Consider the following 16,403-nt stretch of genomic DNA (forward strand, 5'->3'; position numbering starts at 1 on the left):
CCTGATCGCGCGCTACTCGCCCGCGCCCAGGTACCAGTCCGGCTCGCCGTCGGTGGGCAGATCGTGGAGCTTGTCGGGGTTGCGGACGATATTGATCGCGACGATGCGGCCTGCGTCGACGACGAACGAGAACACGCCGGTGTTGGCGCCGTCGAAGACGACCAGGCCGGGCACGCCGTTGACCAGGACCGCGCGGCCCCAGGCGCCGGACGCCGACGGCGCGTGGTACCAGCCGAGCAGGGCCTTGGCGATGAGCTCGGCGCCGCGCAGCGGCTGGCGGACGGCGGGCACCTTGCCGCCACCGTCGGCGGTGAGCACCACGTTCTCGTCGAGCACGCCGAGCAGCGAGCTCAGATCACCCGAACGCCAGGCCAGCGCGAACGCCGAGACGACCTTCTCCTGTTCGGCCGGTGACGCCGGGAACCGCGGGGTCCCGGATTCGACGTGCTTGCGGGCGCGCGAGGCGAGCTGGCGGACCGCGGCCGGGGTGCGCCCGACGACCTCGGCGACCTCGGGACCGGTCATGCCGAAGACGTCCTGCAGGACGAACGCGGTGCGCTCGGCGGGCGACAGCGATTCCAGCACCACCAGCAGCGCGGTGGTCACCCGCTCGTCCTGGGAGATGCGGTCGGCCGGGTCGTCCCAGGTGGTGACCTCCGGCTCGGGCAGCCATTCGCCGACGTACTGCTCGCGACGGGCCCGCGCCGAGCCGAGCTGATCCAGCGCCAGCCGACCGGTGACCGTGGTGAGCCAGGCGCGCAGGTTGTCGATCTCGCCCGCCCTGCCCGCCTCGTGGTGGCGCTGCAGGCGCAGCCACGCGTCCTGCACGACGTCCTCGGCGTCGGTGAGGCTGCCGAGCGTGCTGTAGGCGAGTCGGCGCAGGTAGGGGCGGTGTTCTTCGAAACGGCGGGCCAGCTGTGCCTGGTCGATCTGCGAGGGTACGTCGGTCATCGTGGTTCGCCGTTCGGTCGTCTGGCCCGGGTCCGGGCGAGTGTATGAGGGTCGTCGCAGAGAGGACGAACCAGCGGGCACGGGTGTGACATTCCCGCGGTCGACTACCCTCGGCCGGGTGCAGAAGGGGACATCGACCGCGGTCGCGCTGATGCTGGGGTTCGCGCTCGATCGGGTGTTCGCCGATCCGCGCCGGTGGCATCCGGTAGCCGGATTCGGCTCCGCGGCAGCGGCGTTGGAACAGGTGACCTACGCCGACGAGCGGCGGGCCGGGGTGGTCCACGAGGCGGTCGCGGTGGGTTCGGTGCTGGGTTTCGGGGTGCTCGCGGCACGGGGCGGCGTGGTCGCCACCGCGCTGGCGACCTGGACCGCGCTGGGCGGGCGCAGTCTGGCGCGTGCCGGGCACGCGATGGCCGAGCGGCTCGACGCCGGCGACATCGACGGGGCCAGGCAACTGCTGTCGTCGCTGTGCGGACGCGACCCGTCGGTCCTGGACGCGGACGGGCTGGCCAGGGCCGCGCTGGAGTCGGTGGCCGAGAACACCTCCGACGCGACCGTCGCGCCACTGCTGTGGGGCGCCGTCGCCGGGGTGCCCGGACTGCTCGGCTACCGGGCGGTCAACACGCTCGATGCGATGATCGGCTACCGCAACGAGCGCTACCTGCGGTTCGGCTGGGCCGCCGCGCGAACCGACGACCTGGCGAACGTGCTGCCCGCCCGGGTGACCGGGTTGCTCACCGCCGCGTTCGCCCCGCTGGTCGGGGGCACGCCCGCCGCCGCATGGCGGGCCTGGCGGCGCGACGCGAGCAAGCATCCGAGCCCGAACGCCGGCGTGGTGGAAGCGTCCATGGCCGGGGCCCTCGGCGTCCGGCTCGGCGGCCGCACCCAGTACCGGCATGGTGCCGAACTGCGGCCGACGCTCGGCGACGGGCCCGCGCCGAGCACCGCCGATCTGCGGCGCGCGGTGCGCATGTCCGAGGCGGTGCAGCTGGGGGCACTGGTGGTCGCGGTGGCGGTCGCCGGAGTGTTGCGGCGCGCGCGTCGCGGTTAGCCTGCTATCTCTCGCTGGACCGATGAGTTTCGAGCATGGAGGAGGTCTACCCCGCATGAGGAAACTGATCTATGGATTCGGCGTGTCCCTGGACGGCTACGTCAACGACCGCGACGGCAACATCGATTGGACCGAACCCGACGACGAACTGCACCAGTTCCACAACGATCGGTTCCGCGATCTCGAGATCGTGCTGAACGGCCGTCGGCTGTACGAGCTGATGGCCGACTACTGGCCGCACGTCCCCGAGGACGCCCCGCCGATCCAACGGGACTTCGGCCGGCTCTGGACGGAGAAACCCAAGGTCGTGTTCTCCCGCACGCTCACCGAGGTCCGGTGGAACAGCAGGCTGGTCGCGGCGAACGCGGTCGAGGAGGTCCGCAGGCTCAAGGCCGACGGGGACGGCGTGATGGAGGTCGGTGGCGCGAGCCTGGCGTCCTCGCTGATCCCGCACGGGCTCATCGACGAGTACCAGGTGTACATCTCGCCCGTGCTGCTCGGCGGCGGCACGCCGATGTTCCCCGCGCTGGATCAGCGCATCGGGCTCCGGCTGGTGGAGACGCGGCACTTCGCGACCGCGGTGCTGCTGCGCTACCTCGCCGAATGAGACGCGGAACTCAGCGGTTGCGCCCGTAGCGGTCGGCCAGACGGGCCTCGGTGGTGGGCGCGGCCTGCGTGCTCGGCTCGGCCGAGACGGTCGCGGATTCGGGTGCCGCGGGCGCCTGCGCGCGGTCGCGACGGCGCGCGCGCAGTTCGGCGACGACGAAATAGCCGAGGCCGAGCGGGGCCATGATGCCGAACGCGAGCCACTGCAGGCCGTAGGACAGGTACGGGCCCGCGTCGAGCTGGGGGAGCGGGCTGGGGGTGAAGGCGCCGGGCTGGCCCGCGGCGAGCTGGAGGTAGCCGCCCTTGTCCGTGCCGGTGGGGATGGGCGTCAGCGCGGTGCCGAGGACGGTGGATTCCTGCCCGGTGTCGACGGTGTAGACCTGGCGATAGCCGTCCTGGGTGCTCGGCGGCTTGTCCGCGACGACGCCTTCGGAGGCGCGCACCCGGGCCTCGAGCCGCTGCGGGCCGGTCGGCGGCGCGGCGATCGCCGGGGGACGGGTGCCGTCGACGGCGGCGACCAGGCCACGGTCGACCAGCAGGGTGCGGCCGTCGTCGAGGCGGAACGCGTTGAGCACGGCGTAGCCGGGGGCGCCGTCGAGATGACGCAACCGGACCAGGACGGTCGACTCCGGGACATACGTGCCGCTCGCGGTGACCTTGCGCCATTCGGTGTGCGCGCTGGGGTCGCCGTCGAGGACGCTGTCGACGGTCACCGGATCGGCCTGCACGGAGTCGGCGATCAGCTGGTTGCGGTGCTCGGTGCTGGTGTTCTTGCCCAGCTGCCACGGCGCGAGCACGGTGAAGCACAGATAGGCGAACGCCACGACGATCACCGCGAGGATGAGCCAGCTCGGGCGCAGCAGGAAGGTGAGTTTGCGCATCAGCGGTGCGCGTCGGCGGTGGCGCGGGCGTCGAGTTCGGCGTGCACCCAGTCGAGCAGGCCGGGGATGGCGGCTTCGATCTGGTCGCGGACCAGGTCGAAATCGGTCTGGTCGCCGTAGTACGGGTCGGGCACGTCACGGCCGTCGGCGGCCGGGTCGAAGCTGCGCAGCAGCCTGCGCTGGTCGGTGGCGACGCCGCGCTGGGCCAGCTCCCGGTCGTGCCCGGTGTCCAGGGCGACGATCAGGTCGGCGTCGCGATGCTCGGGACCGAAGGTGGCCGCGGTGTGCTCGGTGGGGTAGCCCGCCCGGCGCAGCGTCGTCTCGGTACGCGGATCGGCCGGATCGCCGACATGCCACGATCCGGTGCCCGCGCTGGTCACCCGTACCCGGTTCGCGAGACCGGCACGGTACAGGTGCGCTTCGAACATCTTCGCCGCCATCGGCGACCGGCAGATGTTTCCTGTGCAGATGAATGACACGTGCAGCTGACCCACGCCTGCCATTGTCGCCCGTGCCGCCGAATCGCCGCCACGTAGGGTGTTCAGTTGTGTTCCAGGACTCCGTCGACCCCGCGATGCTGCGCCACCACGGCGACGTGGACGCGCGCCCTGGCATGCTCGATTTCGCGGTGAACGTGCGCGGCACCGCCCCGCCCGCCTGGTTGCGCGACCGCATCGCCGCCCGCCTGGACGACCTGGGCCGCTACCCGAGCGCCGAGGACGAGGCCGCCGCCCGCGCCGCCGTCGCCGCCCGCCACGGCCGCCGCCCCGACGAGGTCCTGCTGCTCGCCGGCGCCGCCGAGGGCTTCGCCCTGCTGCCCCGGCTCGCCCCGCGCCTGGCCGCGGTCGTCCACCCCTCTTTCACCGAGCCCGAGCTGGCGCTGCGGGAGGCCGGTGTCCCGGTGACGCGGGTGATCCTGGAACCGCCGTACACGCTCGATCCTGATCTCGTTCCCGAGGAGGCCGATCTGGTCGTCCTCGGCAATCCCACCAACCCGACCTCGGTACTGCACCCGGCGGCCGTTATCGCGGCGTTGCGTCGGCCGGGGCGTCTCGTGGTGGTCGACGAGGCGTTCGCCGACGCGGTCGCGGACGGCACCGTCGCGGGTGCGGCGGTGGACGGAGGACCCGGCGGCGGCGGCCGGGAATTCGGCGGTACGGGCGACAACGTGGCCGGCGCTGCCCGGAACGTCGCGTCCGGTGCCGTGATGCGCGGCGCGGTTGCCGATCCTGGTGGTGCGCGGCCCGCGTCGTCGTCCGCGCGCCGGACGCCGGACCTGTCGTCGACCCCGAGTGCGCCGGCGGCATCGTCCATCCGGACGGCGCCGGCCGTCGACGTGGAACCGGGAGCGCCGGTGCGATCGACCTCCCGACCGGGGTCGGATTCCCCGACGTCGCACATCGCCGGGGAACCGGAGTCGCTGGCCGCGCTGGCCGCCCCGGACGTCCTCGTCCTGCGTAGCCTCACCAAGACCTGGGCGCTGGCCGGACTGCGGTGCGGGTATGTGCTCGGCGCGCCGGAGGTGCTGGCCCGGCTGACCCAGGGCCGCCCGCACTGGCCGCTGGGCACGCTGCAGCTCGAGGCGATCATCGCCACCGCCGAACCGGCGGCCGTCACCGCGTCCCGTCGGCACGCCGACGAGATCGCCGTCGAACGCGCGGGCATGATCGAGCGCCTCACCGCCCTCGGTCTCGACGTGCACACCCCGGCCGCGGGCCCCTTCCTGCTGCTGCGCGTCCCCGACGGGGAACTGCTGCGCAAGCGCCTGGCCGACCGGGGCATCGCGGTGCGCCGGGCCGACACCTTCCCCGGGCTGGGGCCCGATCACCTGCGGGTCGCCGTGCGCGGCGCGGGCGAGGTCGATCGGTTGGTCGAGGGTTTGCGGGCCTCGCTGTGGTGACAGGAGCGACTGGGCCCGTCGTGGTGGCGGCCGGCTGGCCCGTGGTGCCAGACGCGACCGGGCCTGTGGTGGCACAGGCGGGCTGCCCTGTGGTGGCAGCGGCGGGTGGTGCTGTGGTGCCGGAGGATCGGGTCGGGGCCACCGCAGGTTCCCGGCGCGAGTAGTGGAAAGCATTGTGGTGCAAGGTGATCCCGCCGCTTCGATGGTGTCGGGGTAAGGCAACGGAACGAAGGAGGCGGCGGTGACCGACCTGGCCGAACTGATCGGGGTACTCGACGCGGCGTACCCACCGCGGCTGGCCGAAACCTGGGATTCGGTCGGGCTCGTGTGCGGTGACCCGGGCCAGGAGGTGACCAAGGTGGTGTTCGCCGTCGACGCCACCGCCGCCGTCGTCGACGAGGCGATCGAGTGGGGCGCCCAGGCGCTGGTCGTGCACCACCCGCTGCTGCTGCGCGGCGTCGACACCGTCGCCGCCGACACTCCCAAGGGCGCGCTGCTGCACCGGCTGATCCGCTCCGGCTGCGCCCTGTTCTCCGCGCACACCAACGCCGATTCGGCCGACCCCGGCGTCTCGGACGCGCTCGCTGCCGCCGTCGGCCTCACCGTCACCGGTCCGCTCGACCCCAAGCCCGCTGCCGCCGTGGACAAATGGGTGATCCAGGTCCCGCAGACGCACACCGCCTCGCTCATGTCGGCCCTGTTCACCGCGGGCGCGGGCGCGATCGGCGACTACCGCGAAGCCGCCTGGTACACCTCCGGCACCGGCCAGTTCCGTCCCCTGCCCGGCGCGAATCCGGCGATCGGGGCCGTCGGCACGGTCGAGACCGTCACCGAGGACGCCGTCGAAGTGGTCGCGCCGCCGACCTCCCGCCTGGCCGTCCTGGCGGCCCTGCGCGCGGCGCACCCGTACGAGGAACCGGCCTATCACGTCACCGAGCGCGCGCCGCTGCCGTCCTCGCTCGGCATCGGCCGCATCGGCGAACTCCCGGAACCCGAGACCCTGCGCGAGTTCACCGCCCGGGTCGGCGTCGGCCTGCCGCGCACCGTCTGGGGCGTGCGCGCCGCCGGCGATCCGGACCGCGTCATCCGGCGCGTCGCCGTCTGCGGCGGCGCGGGCGACTCCTACCTGAACGCGGCCGTCCGCGCGGGCGTCGACGCCTACCTCACCTCCGACCTGCGTCATCACCCCGTCGACGAACACCTGCGCCGCGGCGGCCCCGCCCTCGTCGACGCCGCCCACTGGGCCACGGAGTTCCCCTGGTGCGGGCAGGCGGAGCAGGTGGTCCGCGCGGCCCTGCCCGGGATCGAGACCCGCGTCTGCACCCTGCGCACCGACCCGTGGACGGTCACCGGCTGACCCCGCCGGGGAGCCCGGGCCCAGGTCCTCGGGTCATGGCGTACCCACACCTCGCGGCGCGGTACGGTTGACCAACCCATCCGTCCACCGTGTTCAGGAGTTCGTGCGCGTTGAATGTCGAACCGTCGGTCCAGTCCAAGCTGCTCCAGCTCGCCGCTGTCGATGCCGAGTTGACGCGGATCGCGCACCGCAGGAACGCGCTGCCCGAACAGCAGGAGGTGGCGCGCCTGGCGGCCGAGCGCAACGGCTACAAGGACGCCGCCGTCGCGGTCGAGATCGGCATCGACGATCTGGACCGCGACATCCGCAAGCTCGAGGGTGAGGTCGACGCCGTCCGCAAGCGTGAGGACCGCGACCGCGGCATGCTCACCGCGGGCACCGTCGCCGCCAAGCAGCTCTCCGAGATCCAGCACGAGCTGAGCAGCCTGGAGCGTCGCCGCTCGGTGCTCGAGGACGAGCTGCTGACCGTGATGGAACAGCGTGAGGCCATGGTCGCCGATCACGACCACGCGGGCGCCCGATTGAGCAAGGCCGATCAGGACCTCGCCGACGCCGAACGGCTGCGCGACGAGGCGATGGCCGATCTGGAAGTGGCCCAGCAGCGATGCGAGAACGACCGGGCCGGGCTGGTCGGCCTGTTCCCGGACGAACTGCTCGCCATCTACGACAAGCAGCGCGCCGCCCACGGCGTCGGCGCCGCCCTGCTGCAGGCCCGGCGCTGCGGCGCCTGCCGGATCGAGATCGATCGCGGCGAGATGCAGCGCATCGCCAAGGCCGCCCCCGACGCGGTCCTGCGCTGCCCCGAGTGCAGCGCGATCATGGTGCGTACCAAGGAATCCGGGCTGTAACCCGATGAACGAGGTGATCGTCGAGGCCGACGGCGGGTCGCGCGGCAATCCCGGCCCCGCTGGCTACGGCGCGGTGGTGTTCGCCGCCGATCATGTGCGGGTGCTGGCCGAGCGCAAGGAGTATGTCGGCGTCACCACCAACAACGTGGCCGAATACCGCGGTCTCATCGCCGGTTTGGCCGCCGCGGCCGAGCTCGGCGCGCGGGTGGTCACGGTCCGGATGGATTCCAAGCTCGTCGTCGAGCAGATGTCGGGACGCTGGAAGGTCAAGCACCCGTCGATGATTCCGCTCGCCGAGCAGGCGCGCGGGCTGGCCGCCGGGTTCGATCGGGTCACCTTCACCTGGATTCCGCGCGCGGAGAACTCCCACGCCGACCGATTGGCGAACGAGGCGATGGACGACGGCGCGGTCGTCGGCACCGTCCGCGACGCCGTGGCGGCCGGGCACGCGGCGGGCGACGAGGTCGCCGTGCCCGCCACCGAGCCGCGCGATTCCGCTGCCGCCCAGCGTGTTCCGGCCACCCCCGGCTGGACCGGCGCGGTCGGCAGGCCGACGCGGCTGTTGCTGCTGCGGCACGGCCAGACCGAGCTGTCGATCGAGCGCCGCTACTCCGGTCGCGGCAATCCGCCGCTGACCGATCTCGGCCGCGACCAGGCCGAGCGGGCCGCGAAGATGCTGGCCGCCAAGGGCGATATCGCCGCGGTGGTGACCTCGCCGCTGCAGCGGGCCCGCGCCACCGCCGAAGCCGCAGCGGCCGCGCTCGACGTGCCGCTGCGCGTGCTCGACGGGCTCATCGAGACCGACTTCGGCGACTGGGAGGGGCTCACCTTCGCCGAGGCCGCGCAGCGCGATCCGCAGCTGCACGCGGACTGGCTGGGCGACCCGTCGGTGCCTGCGCCCGGTGGCGAGAGCTTCGATCAGGTGCGCGAGCGGATCGAATCGGTGCGGCGCGATCTGGTGGGGCTGTATCCGGGCGAGAACATCGTCGTGGTCAGCCATGTCACGCCGATCAAGACCCTGCTGCAGCTGGCGCTCGGGGTCGGCCCGTCGCTGCTGTATCGCCTGCACCTGGACCTGGCCTCGCTGTGCATCGCGGAGTTTTACCCCGACGGCGGCGCTTCCGTCCGTCTGGTCAACGACGTCTCGTACCTTTAGCGCTGGCCGTCGGTCACCCGGGCGCGGTACGGTCGCCCCGGTTCGCGGTCGGCGTAACGACTATGCCCCGGCGCCCGAGAAGTCTCTCGGGCGTGCGGAGATGCCGCGGCCGTCGAGAAAGGTACTTGATGAGGTTTCTACGGATGGCGGCGTTCGCGGCGGCCATCGCGGGGGCGCTCACCGCGTCCGCTGGTGCGGGCAGCGTGTCGGCCGATCCGAGCGTGGTGCTCGGCGCGGCCTCGGGCATCGTCTTCGACAACAACTCCGGTTGCTCGCTGACCGCCATCGGCCACGACAACGCCGGTCGCCTGGTCGGCCTGACCGCCGGGCACTGCGCGCCGACGGGGGCTCGGGTCGGCGCCGAGCAGGCGCTCAACGCGGGCGTCATCGGCACCGTCGCCTTCTCCGACGACGGCGACTACCTGGACTTCGCGGTCCTGCAGCTGGACGCGTCGAAGGTCCTGCCGGTGCGCACCATCGGCCAGACCACCGTCGTCGGCATCGGCGGCGCGCCCGGCCCCGGCACCACCGTGTGCTCGGACGGTCGCACCAGCGGTCGCAGCTGCGGCGTGGTGTGGGGTGAGCTCGAAGGCACCTCGATCAACCAGTACTGCTCCCAGCCCGGTGATTCCGGCGGCCCGGTCGTCGTCGGCGACCGGCTGGTCGGCATGAACCAGGGCAGGCTCACCGGCCTGGGCCCCGTCGACTTCGACATCCCGTGCACCGGTGGCGCCAACCCGATCCACTCGCCCGCCTACTTCCAGCCCATCCAGGTCATCCTGGACGTGCTGAACCGGGCAGGCGGCGTCGGCGCGGGCTTCCAGCCGATCTGATCCCGGCTCGACAGGGGCGCATCACCGGCTCGGTGGTGCGCCCCTGTCGCCGTCTCCGCCCGAACTCGTCGCCGCGCCACCGGGCTGCACCGCGGTGTGCCTCGAATTGACCGAGGGCAACGAGGCCGCCGAAAACCTCTACCGGCGACACGGTTTCGCGTCGACCGGCCGGCGCGGTCCGGTGGAGCCGGGCGATCCGCGCACCGAATTCGAGATGCGCCGCTCGCTCTGAACCGGTCAGTGGGCCGTGGCGGCCATGGCGCGCAGCGCGGTGGCGGTGGCGTCGTCGAGGGGGTAGAAGAACTCGATGGCCAGTTCGGAGAGGGTGACGTCGGCCGGGGCGCCGAAGGTGGCCATGGTCGAGAACATGGTGAGGGGGCCCAGCGGTGAGTTGATGCGGATCGGGACCTGGAACGGGCCGGTCGGCTCGGCGGTGCCGGGCGAATCAGCCGGTGCCGGATAGCTTCTGACCTCGTCGTAGAGGGCGCGCAGTCGCCTGTCTCCGGTGGCGCCGAGCTGGCGCAGGAGCCGTTCGAGGAACAGTTCGCGGACCTGGTGCAGGTTCTCCAGCCTGCGCGCGAGCCCGTCCGGATGCAGGACCAGCCGGAAGACGTTGGGGCGCGGGGTGAGCAGGTGCTCGGGCACCCCGGCCATCAGCACGGGCATGGCGGCGTTGCCCGCCACCACATCCCACCAGCGATCGACCACCACCGCCGGATACGGCTCGTGCGCGGCGAGCATCGTCTCGATCGCGGCGCGCGCGGGCGAGAGCGCGACATCGTCGAGCGCGGACTCCCGGAACGCGGGCGCGAACCCGGCGGCCAGCAGCAGCGTATTGCGCTCCCGCAGCGGCACATCGAGGGTGTCGCACAGCCGCAGCACCATCGCTCGGCTCGGCTCGGCGCGCCCGGTCTCGACGTAGGAAAGGTGCCGGGAGGAAGTGTCGGCGGCCAGCGCGAGGTCGAGCTGGCTGAGCTTGCGCCGCTGCCGCCACTCCCGCAGCAGCGGCCCGATCCGCGGATCCGTCATCGGCCCAGCGTATCCAGCGCGACCACGGCCCGGCCATGACCTCGGAGGTCATTGCGAGCATGACCCGCGCCCCGCACAGTGGCCTCGTCCCCCCGGAGAACAGGAGCCGACGATGACCACGATCACCGACCGACGCCGCGCTGGACTGCCCACCGTCCTGCGTGTAGACGGCTGGAGCACAGCGCTCTTCGGCGTCGGGCTGACCCTGTGCGCGCCACTGCTGCGCGCGCCGCTCGGTCTGCCGACCGCGCTGTCGCTGCTCTTCGGCGCCGTCATGATCACCGGCGGCGCGGCCCTGCTGTCCATCGCCGGTCACCGTCCGCATCGCTACGGCCGCGTGGTCGTCGCTGTCAACGCCGCCTCGGCCGTGGGCATGACGGCTCTGGCCTGTTCGGGTCTGCTGCCCCTGACCGCCCTCGGCATCGGCTTCCTGCTCACCGGCGCGGTCCTGGTCGCGACCTTCGCCGCACTCGAATTCGCGGGCCTGCGAGCGGCCCTCCGATGACGGCAACCCGCGGACCGAATCAGTACGGCCGGTGGGCGACGGCACCCGCGTCACCCGGCTGGGAAGACCTACGGTGAGCTGAGGCCGCGTTCGTGCATGAGCAGCAGGCCGTACCCGGCTACCGCGTGGGCGTCGATGATCTCCCCGCGCAGGATCATCGCCTCGAACTGGGCGCGGGAGAACCACGCGGTGCGCATGTCCTGCTCCTCGGGCTCGCGCTGCGGCTCACCCGGGGTGAGGTCGGTGGCCAGGAAACAATGGCCACGCTGACTGGTCGAGGCCGGTGCGGTCGCCAGGATGCCCAGCGGCGTCATCCGCCCGGCTCGCAACCCGGTCTCCTCGCGCAATTCGTTGTGCGCCAGCTCGAGCGGCGACGGCGCCGTGCCCTGCGGGGGAGTGCCCGCGGGGAACTCCCAGTAGCGTTCGCCCAGCGGGTACCGGTACTGCTCGACGAGATGGAACCCCGCGCCGTCGAACGGGATCACCATCGCCCAGTCGACCTTGTCGACCACGGCGTAGATCCCCACCGACCCGTCGGACCGGCGAATGGTGTCCTCCCGCAGCCGCATCCACGGATTGGTGTAGATCGTGCGCGAGCTGAGCTGTTCCATGCCTCCATGGTGCCCGACTCGGGACTCGACATAGGGCAAGTGCCGGGCCTCGATCGAAGTATCCGTTCCGGTCGGCCTCTCGCCGGCGTATCCGGGTGGATGTCCGGCCATGACCTCGGAGGTCATTGCGGCGCCTGCCGATGGCACGGAAGGGTCGAACCGTCACTTCGAGACAGGAGACGGATATGACCACTCTCGGCGGGCCGATGGCCGAACCCGACGAGCGCGCCGTGCGCGCGCTGTTCGCCGCCCAAGCCGCGGCCTGGGCGGCCGGAGACGGCAGCGCCTTCGCCGACACCTTCACCGACGATGCCGATTTCGTCTCGGTCTTCGGTGAATTCGTCCAGGGCCGCGCGGAATTGGCGACCGTCATGCAAGCGGGGTTCGACGGGATGATGCGGGGCACCTGCCTGTCGGAGCCGGACGGGACGAGTCTGCGGTTCCCCACCCGCGATACCGCGGTGCTGGTGACCTATGGCGTGCGGCCCCTGCCGCCGGGCGCGCCGCGAACCGAACCGCAGGAGCGCAGCATCCAGATCCGAACCGCGGTGCGCACGGAACGAGGCTGGCGCTTCACCTCGTTCCAGAACACCCGGATCGCCGGCCGGCCCCCGCGCTGACGGGACCTCGGCGGGTTCAGGGACGCAACACCGACACCAGGAAATCGGTCTGGTCGCGCACGACCTGCTCGAAGACGTCGTCGAAGTACACGTCGAAGTGGCCGACCGGGTACTGCTTGACCACCGCGTGCTTGGTGCGCTCGGCCGCCTTGCGGGTCGGGCCGGCCGGGGCGACCGAATCGTTCTCGGCGATCGCGTAGAACACCGGTACCTTCAGCGCCTTCGCGCGGCGGCCCGGCGCGTCGAACAGGGTCGACAATGCCACCCGCGCACCGACTTTCGGCCGGTAGGTCTCGCTCTCCTCGGCGAGCCTGCCGAATCCCTCCGGGACATCGGGCGCGCTCATCAGCGCCGCGGCCCGTTTGCGGCCCGCCAGCCGGATCCGCACGGGCTTGCGCCGAATCGGGCCGAACAGCAGGTCGGTGGCGGCGATGGTGGCGACCTTGGTGACGCTGATCGGTCCCTTCGCCATCGCCGAGGCCCACCCGCTGGTGAACGGTACCTGCGCGACCACCGCGGCGAGGTAGTCGTCGTCGGGCGCCACGGATAACACGTGCCCGCCGCCGAACGAGGTGCCCCACAATGCGATTCGGGTCGCGTCGAACCCCCGGATACTGCGCCCGTAGGCGATTGCGGCCTTCCAGTCCTGCCGCTGACGGGCGATGTTGAGCACCTGGCGCGGATCACCCTCGCTGGCGCCGAAATGCCGGTAGTCGAACGCCAGCACCCCCATCCCCGCCGCGGCGAACCGCCGCGCATATCGATCCAACCCCATTTCGCGGGTTGCCCCCAGCCCGTGTCCCATGATCACCAGCGGGCGCGGCCGGGGCGCACCGTCGGGCAGGTAGAGCCAGGCAGCGCACTGCTGGTTACCCGAGGGGAAACTGACGTCGACACGTTCCATGGGTGATTACCGTACTGCGTTTTCGGGCGGCGCTCCCGGGGCCCTGCGCGGTCACGCGGGCTGCCGCCGCCGAGGCCGTCGTTCGCGCCACGGTACTCTGTACGAGCGGACGAGTCGGCCGGGCGACCGCGGTGACGAGAACGGGCGCGTGCGCGCCGCTGCTCGGTACCGAGGAAAGTCCGGACTCCACAGAGCAGGGCGGTTGCTAACGGCAACCCGGGGTGACCCGCGGGACAGTGCCACAGAGAACAGACCGCCGCACAGCACGTGCGGTAAGGGTGAAACGGTGCGGTAAGAGCGCACCAGCGCCCCGGGTGACCGGGGCGGCTCGGTAAACCCCGCCCGGAGCAAGGTCGAAGGTCGCACCTCACGGTGCGGCTGCGCAGGTGTTCGAGGGCTGCTCGCCCGAGCCTGCGGGTGGACCGCTCGAGGCACCCGGCGACGGTGTGTCCAGATGGATGGTCGTCCCCCGGTGTGAACCGGGGACAGGATCCGGCTTACAGGCCGGCTCGTCCGCCTGTCGAACGACGAGGCGGCGGCTCCCCCAGGGGAACCGCCGCCCCGGTCGCGCCGGAATCCGGCTCAGCACATCAGCGTGGACATCTGGTAGATCGCCTTGGCCTCGTCCTCGGTCGCGGCGTCGGCGCCGTTCTTGGTGGCCTTGATGATCCCGGCGATGGTGTCGGCCTCGGACTTGCCCGCCTTGATGTCACCGCACGACTGGTTCAGCACGGTCGCGACGGCGGCATCGTCACGCCCGGCGGCCAGCTTCGGGAAGGCGTTGCGGTAGCTCACCACGAACATGCCCGCCTTGCTCGGATCGACCTTGTACTCGGGCGTCGTGGTGGCCGAGGAGCCCGCGGCGGCGGAAGAGGAGGAGTCGTCGCCGCAGCCGGTCAGAAGCAGGGCGAAGACGGTGGCGCTGGCCGCGAGAGCGGCGGTAGTTCTACTCACGCGCGGGATGCTAGCGCCCCAGAAAACAAGCCGCCTCCCGTGAGGTTAACGGGAGGCGACAGGTGCTCGATCTGCTCGGTGAGCTACGCGGGGTTGATCACCAACAGCTGGGCCCAGTAGGACGCCTGGTCCGGGCCGAGGATCGGCAACAGGTAATCGAAAATCAGCGACGACATACGCTCGGAACTCCCATTTATCGACGTGGGTGCCGCACTGCCCGGCAGCTGCCGGGTGTGCCGCCGACACAGTAACAACTGGCGGGACGAGCGCGGGAAAAGTGTGTCGCCTGCGTGAAAATGCGCTGGAAGTCGCCGGAAACGTGAGCGAGGTCATAGAGTGTTCGCCGTCGGCAGGGCTCGCTGCCCGGGTGGTGAGCCCAACACATTCGATCGCGGAAGCAGGTCACATTTACATGCGGGTAGTTCGTTCCATTGTCGCCGGTGCACTGATCGCCGGAGCCGCTGCGGTTTTCACCTCGCTGGGTGCCGGATCGGCGAGCGCGGTCGCGGTGACCCCGCTGGCGGGCGGGGTCCAGGTCGACCTCAGCCCGGCCGATACCGCCTGGGTCCACCAGACCCGGTTCGGTCTGACCGTCGCCGGTCTGCCGCACCCCTCGGCGGCCTCGTTCGGTCAGGCGCTCGACGCCGCGGCGACCGTCTCCTCGTCGGTCCCCAACGGTCGGGTCACCTTCACCGTGTACGGCCCGTTCGACCAGCTCAACGGCACCATGCTGGCCCTGCAGTAGGCACTCGCTAACCTGCCAGGATGGAACTCCATCAGCGGATCGTCTCGGCGCCGGTCGACTTCGGCGCCATCCGTTCCGAATTCGGGCTGGCCTCGGACTATCCGGCCGAGGCCGTCTCGGAGGCCCGCGACGCGGTCGACGCGTTCGCGGGCACGCGGGTCGACCGGACCGACATCGAGTTCGTCACCATCGACCCGCCCGGCGCCATGGATCTGGACCAGGCGCTGCACCTCGAACGCACCCCCACCGGCTTCACCCTGCAGTACGCGATCGCCGATCTCGGCGCCGTGATCGTGCCGGGCGGTGCGCTCGCCCGGGAATCCGAAACCCGTGGCCAGACCTTCTACCTGCCCGACGGCACCGTCCCGCTGCACCCGACGGTGCTGTCCGAGGGCACCGCCAGCCTGCTGCCCGGCGTGGACCGGCCCGCCGCGCTGTGGACCATCGACCTCGACGAACGCGCTGTCCCGCAGCGCTTCTCGGTCACGCGCGCGCTGGTGCGCTCCCGCGAGCGCTTCGACTACGCGCAGGTCCAGGCCGCCGCCGACGCGGGCACGCTGCACCCCTCGCTGGTCGCGCTGCCCGAGTTCGGCAGGTTGCGGATCGAGGCAGGCCTCGACCGGGGCGCGATCGCGTTGCGACTGCCCGCCCAGGATGTGGTGCGCCACGGCGACAACTGGCGCCTGGAACTGGAACCGCGCACCGCCGCCGACGACTGGAACGAGCAGGTCTCGCTGCTCACCGGCATGTGCGCGGCCCAGATCATGCTGGCGCACCAGGGCCCGGCGATCGGTCTGCTGCGCACTATGCCGCCGCCGCCCGACAGCGCGATCGCCTCGATGCGGCGCACCGCGGCCGCGCTCGGCGTCGCCTGGCCCGCCGACATGCCCGTCGGCCGACTGCTGGCCGGCCTCGACGCGAACACCCCCGCCGCCCTGGTCCTGATGTCGGAGGCGACGAGCCTGCTGCGCGGCGCCGGCTACACGCTGCTCGCCGACCTCGACCAGCCGACCGCGGAGCAGCTCACCCACAGCGCGATCGGCGCCCCCTACGCCCACGTCACCGCCCCGCTGCGCCGTCTGGCCGACCGCTTCACCACCGAGATCTGCCTGGCCCACTGCGCGGGCACCGAGGTCCCCACCTGGGTGATCGACGGTCTCGGGCCCGCCGCGGAAACCCTGCGCCGCACCGACTCCGTCGCGAGCAAGGTCGACCGCGCCTGCGTCGACCTGACCGAGGCGACCGTGCTGGCGCCCCGGGTCGGCACCGAGTTCCCGGCGCTGGTCCTGCGCGAAGCCAACGGCACCCGCGACGCCGAGATCTTCGTCAGCGAACCCCCGATCCTGGGCCGCTGCGCGGGCAAACCGCCGGAAGGCGAGCACGTCCCGGTCCGGCTCGTGACCGCCGATATCGCCACCCGCACCATCGGATTCGACTACGCCCGACCCTGAT

Annotated in this window: 19 protein-coding genes and 1 other RNA gene; 13 read left to right on the forward strand and 7 right to left on the reverse strand. The window is 71.9% G+C overall.

Features of this window, described 5'->3' with window-relative positions; translation table 11 throughout:
* Positions 1-12: 12 nt before the first annotated feature.
* The gene (sigJ, locus tag ACIO52_RS17905) at positions 13-951 is read right to left on the reverse strand and encodes an RNA polymerase sigma factor SigJ (protein WP_316573996.1); all 939 of its coding nucleotides are present in this window, start codon (positions 949-951) and stop codon (positions 13-15) included.
* 118 nt (positions 952-1,069) lie between these two features.
* Between sigJ and ACIO52_RS17910 the strand changes: the two genes are divergently transcribed.
* Together ACIO52_RS17910 and ACIO52_RS17915 are read left to right on the forward strand one after the other, a co-directional pair.
* A complete protein-coding gene (locus ACIO52_RS17910; RefSeq protein ID WP_402645036.1) occupies positions 1,070-2,002 on the forward strand; it encodes a cobalamin biosynthesis protein in 933 nt (310 codons plus the stop codon).
* 55 nt (positions 2,003-2,057) lie between these two features.
* The gene (locus ACIO52_RS17915; RefSeq protein ID WP_218718872.1) at positions 2,058-2,609 is read left to right on the forward strand and encodes a dihydrofolate reductase family protein; all 552 of its coding nucleotides are present in this window, start codon (positions 2,058-2,060) and stop codon (positions 2,607-2,609) included.
* A 10-nt stretch (positions 2,610-2,619) separates the two neighbouring features.
* Here ACIO52_RS17915 and ACIO52_RS17920 read toward each other — a convergent pair whose 3' ends face one another.
* Positions 2,620-3,489, reverse strand: a complete 870-nt coding sequence (locus tag ACIO52_RS17920; protein ID WP_402645039.1) for an SURF1 family protein — start codon at positions 3,487-3,489, stop codon at positions 2,620-2,622.
* Entirely contained in the window at positions 3,489-3,992 is a 504-nt protein-coding gene (locus ACIO52_RS17925) for a low molecular weight protein-tyrosine-phosphatase (protein WP_218718870.1), read from the reverse strand. The genes ACIO52_RS17920 and ACIO52_RS17925 overlap by 1 nt, the downstream gene beginning before the upstream one ends.
* A 44-nt stretch (positions 3,993-4,036) precedes the next feature.
* On the opposite strand from ACIO52_RS17925, the gene ACIO52_RS17930 reads away from it, so the two are divergent.
* The 6 genes from ACIO52_RS17930 (at position 4,037) to ACIO52_RS17955 (ending at position 9,815) form a co-directional block, all read left to right on the forward strand.
* Complete coding sequence (locus ACIO52_RS17930) at positions 4,037-5,389, forward strand: pyridoxal phosphate-dependent aminotransferase (RefSeq protein WP_402645043.1); 1,353 nt, start codon at positions 4,037-4,039, stop codon at positions 5,387-5,389.
* A gap of 241 nt (positions 5,390-5,630) precedes the next feature.
* Positions 5,631-6,746 carry a Nif3-like dinuclear metal center hexameric protein gene (locus tag ACIO52_RS17935; RefSeq protein ID WP_218721890.1) on the forward strand — a complete coding sequence of 372 codons (1,116 nt, stop codon included), beginning with the start codon at positions 5,631-5,633 and terminating at the stop codon, positions 6,744-6,746.
* Between the two features lie 110 nt (positions 6,747-6,856).
* The gene (locus tag ACIO52_RS17940) at positions 6,857-7,594 is read left to right on the forward strand and encodes a zinc ribbon domain-containing protein (protein WP_402645045.1); all 738 of its coding nucleotides are present in this window, start codon (positions 6,857-6,859) and stop codon (positions 7,592-7,594) included.
* A 4-nt stretch (positions 7,595-7,598) separates the two neighbouring features.
* Positions 7,599-8,750 carry a bifunctional RNase H/acid phosphatase gene (locus ACIO52_RS17945; protein ID WP_218721886.1) on the forward strand — a complete coding sequence of 384 codons (1,152 nt, stop codon included), beginning with the start codon at positions 7,599-7,601 and terminating at the stop codon, positions 8,748-8,750.
* A 128-nt stretch (positions 8,751-8,878) separates the two neighbouring features.
* On the forward strand, positions 8,879-9,583 hold the full coding sequence (locus tag ACIO52_RS17950; protein WP_402645049.1) for a S1 family peptidase: 705 nt from the start codon (positions 8,879-8,881) through the stop codon (positions 9,581-9,583).
* A gap of 106 nt (positions 9,584-9,689) precedes the next feature.
* Complete coding sequence (locus ACIO52_RS17955; protein ID WP_402645051.1) at positions 9,690-9,815, forward strand: hypothetical protein; 126 nt, start codon at positions 9,690-9,692, stop codon at positions 9,813-9,815.
* A gap of 5 nt (positions 9,816-9,820) precedes the next feature.
* On the opposite strand, the gene ACIO52_RS17960 is transcribed toward ACIO52_RS17955, so the two are convergent.
* Positions 9,821-10,612 carry a helix-turn-helix transcriptional regulator gene (locus tag ACIO52_RS17960; RefSeq protein ID WP_316574002.1) on the reverse strand — a complete coding sequence of 264 codons (792 nt, stop codon included), beginning with the start codon at positions 10,610-10,612 and terminating at the stop codon, positions 9,821-9,823.
* Between the two features lie 112 nt (positions 10,613-10,724).
* Between ACIO52_RS17960 and ACIO52_RS17965 the strand changes: the two genes are divergently transcribed.
* The gene (locus tag ACIO52_RS17965) at positions 10,725-11,117 is read left to right on the forward strand and encodes a hypothetical protein (RefSeq protein WP_402645054.1); all 393 of its coding nucleotides are present in this window, start codon (positions 10,725-10,727) and stop codon (positions 11,115-11,117) included.
* A gap of 68 nt (positions 11,118-11,185) precedes the next feature.
* Here ACIO52_RS17965 and ACIO52_RS17970 read toward each other — a convergent pair whose 3' ends face one another.
* The gene (locus ACIO52_RS17970; protein ID WP_218721876.1) at positions 11,186-11,728 is read right to left on the reverse strand and encodes an NUDIX hydrolase; all 543 of its coding nucleotides are present in this window, start codon (positions 11,726-11,728) and stop codon (positions 11,186-11,188) included.
* 185 nt (positions 11,729-11,913) lie between these two features.
* Between ACIO52_RS17970 and ACIO52_RS17975 the strand changes: the two genes are divergently transcribed.
* The gene (locus tag ACIO52_RS17975; RefSeq protein ID WP_402645058.1) at positions 11,914-12,348 is read left to right on the forward strand and encodes an SgcJ/EcaC family oxidoreductase; all 435 of its coding nucleotides are present in this window, start codon (positions 11,914-11,916) and stop codon (positions 12,346-12,348) included.
* Between the two features lie 16 nt (positions 12,349-12,364).
* Here the strand turns inward: ACIO52_RS17975 and ACIO52_RS17980 are convergent, their stop codons facing one another.
* Positions 12,365-13,252, reverse strand: coding sequence for an alpha/beta hydrolase (locus ACIO52_RS17980; protein ID WP_402645061.1), 888 nt, complete (start codon positions 13,250-13,252; stop codon positions 12,365-12,367).
* A gap of 110 nt (positions 13,253-13,362) precedes the next feature.
* Between ACIO52_RS17980 and rnpB the strand changes: the two genes are divergently transcribed.
* An RNA gene (gene rnpB, locus ACIO52_RS17985) (RNase P RNA component class A) lies at positions 13,363-13,768 on the forward strand.
* Between the two features lie 66 nt (positions 13,769-13,834).
* Here rnpB and ACIO52_RS17990 read toward each other — a convergent pair.
* Positions 13,835-14,206 carry a hypothetical protein gene (locus ACIO52_RS17990; RefSeq protein WP_342800861.1) on the reverse strand — a complete coding sequence of 124 codons (372 nt, stop codon included), beginning with the start codon at positions 14,204-14,206 and terminating at the stop codon, positions 13,835-13,837.
* Between the two features lie 412 nt (positions 14,207-14,618).
* On the opposite strand from ACIO52_RS17990, the gene ACIO52_RS17995 reads away from it, so the two are divergent.
* Positions 14,619-14,951, forward strand: a complete 333-nt coding sequence (locus ACIO52_RS17995) for a hypothetical protein (RefSeq protein WP_218721870.1) — start codon at positions 14,619-14,621, stop codon at positions 14,949-14,951.
* A 20-nt stretch (positions 14,952-14,971) separates the two neighbouring features.
* Complete coding sequence (locus ACIO52_RS18000) at positions 14,972-16,402, forward strand: RNB domain-containing ribonuclease (protein WP_316574006.1); 1,431 nt, start codon at positions 14,972-14,974, stop codon at positions 16,400-16,402.
* Position 16,403: the final 1 nt, after the last annotated feature.

The organism is Nocardia sp. NPDC087230 (genome assembly GCF_044744725.1).
Lineage (GTDB): Bacteria > Actinomycetota > Actinomycetes > Mycobacteriales > Mycobacteriaceae > Nocardia > Nocardia canadensis.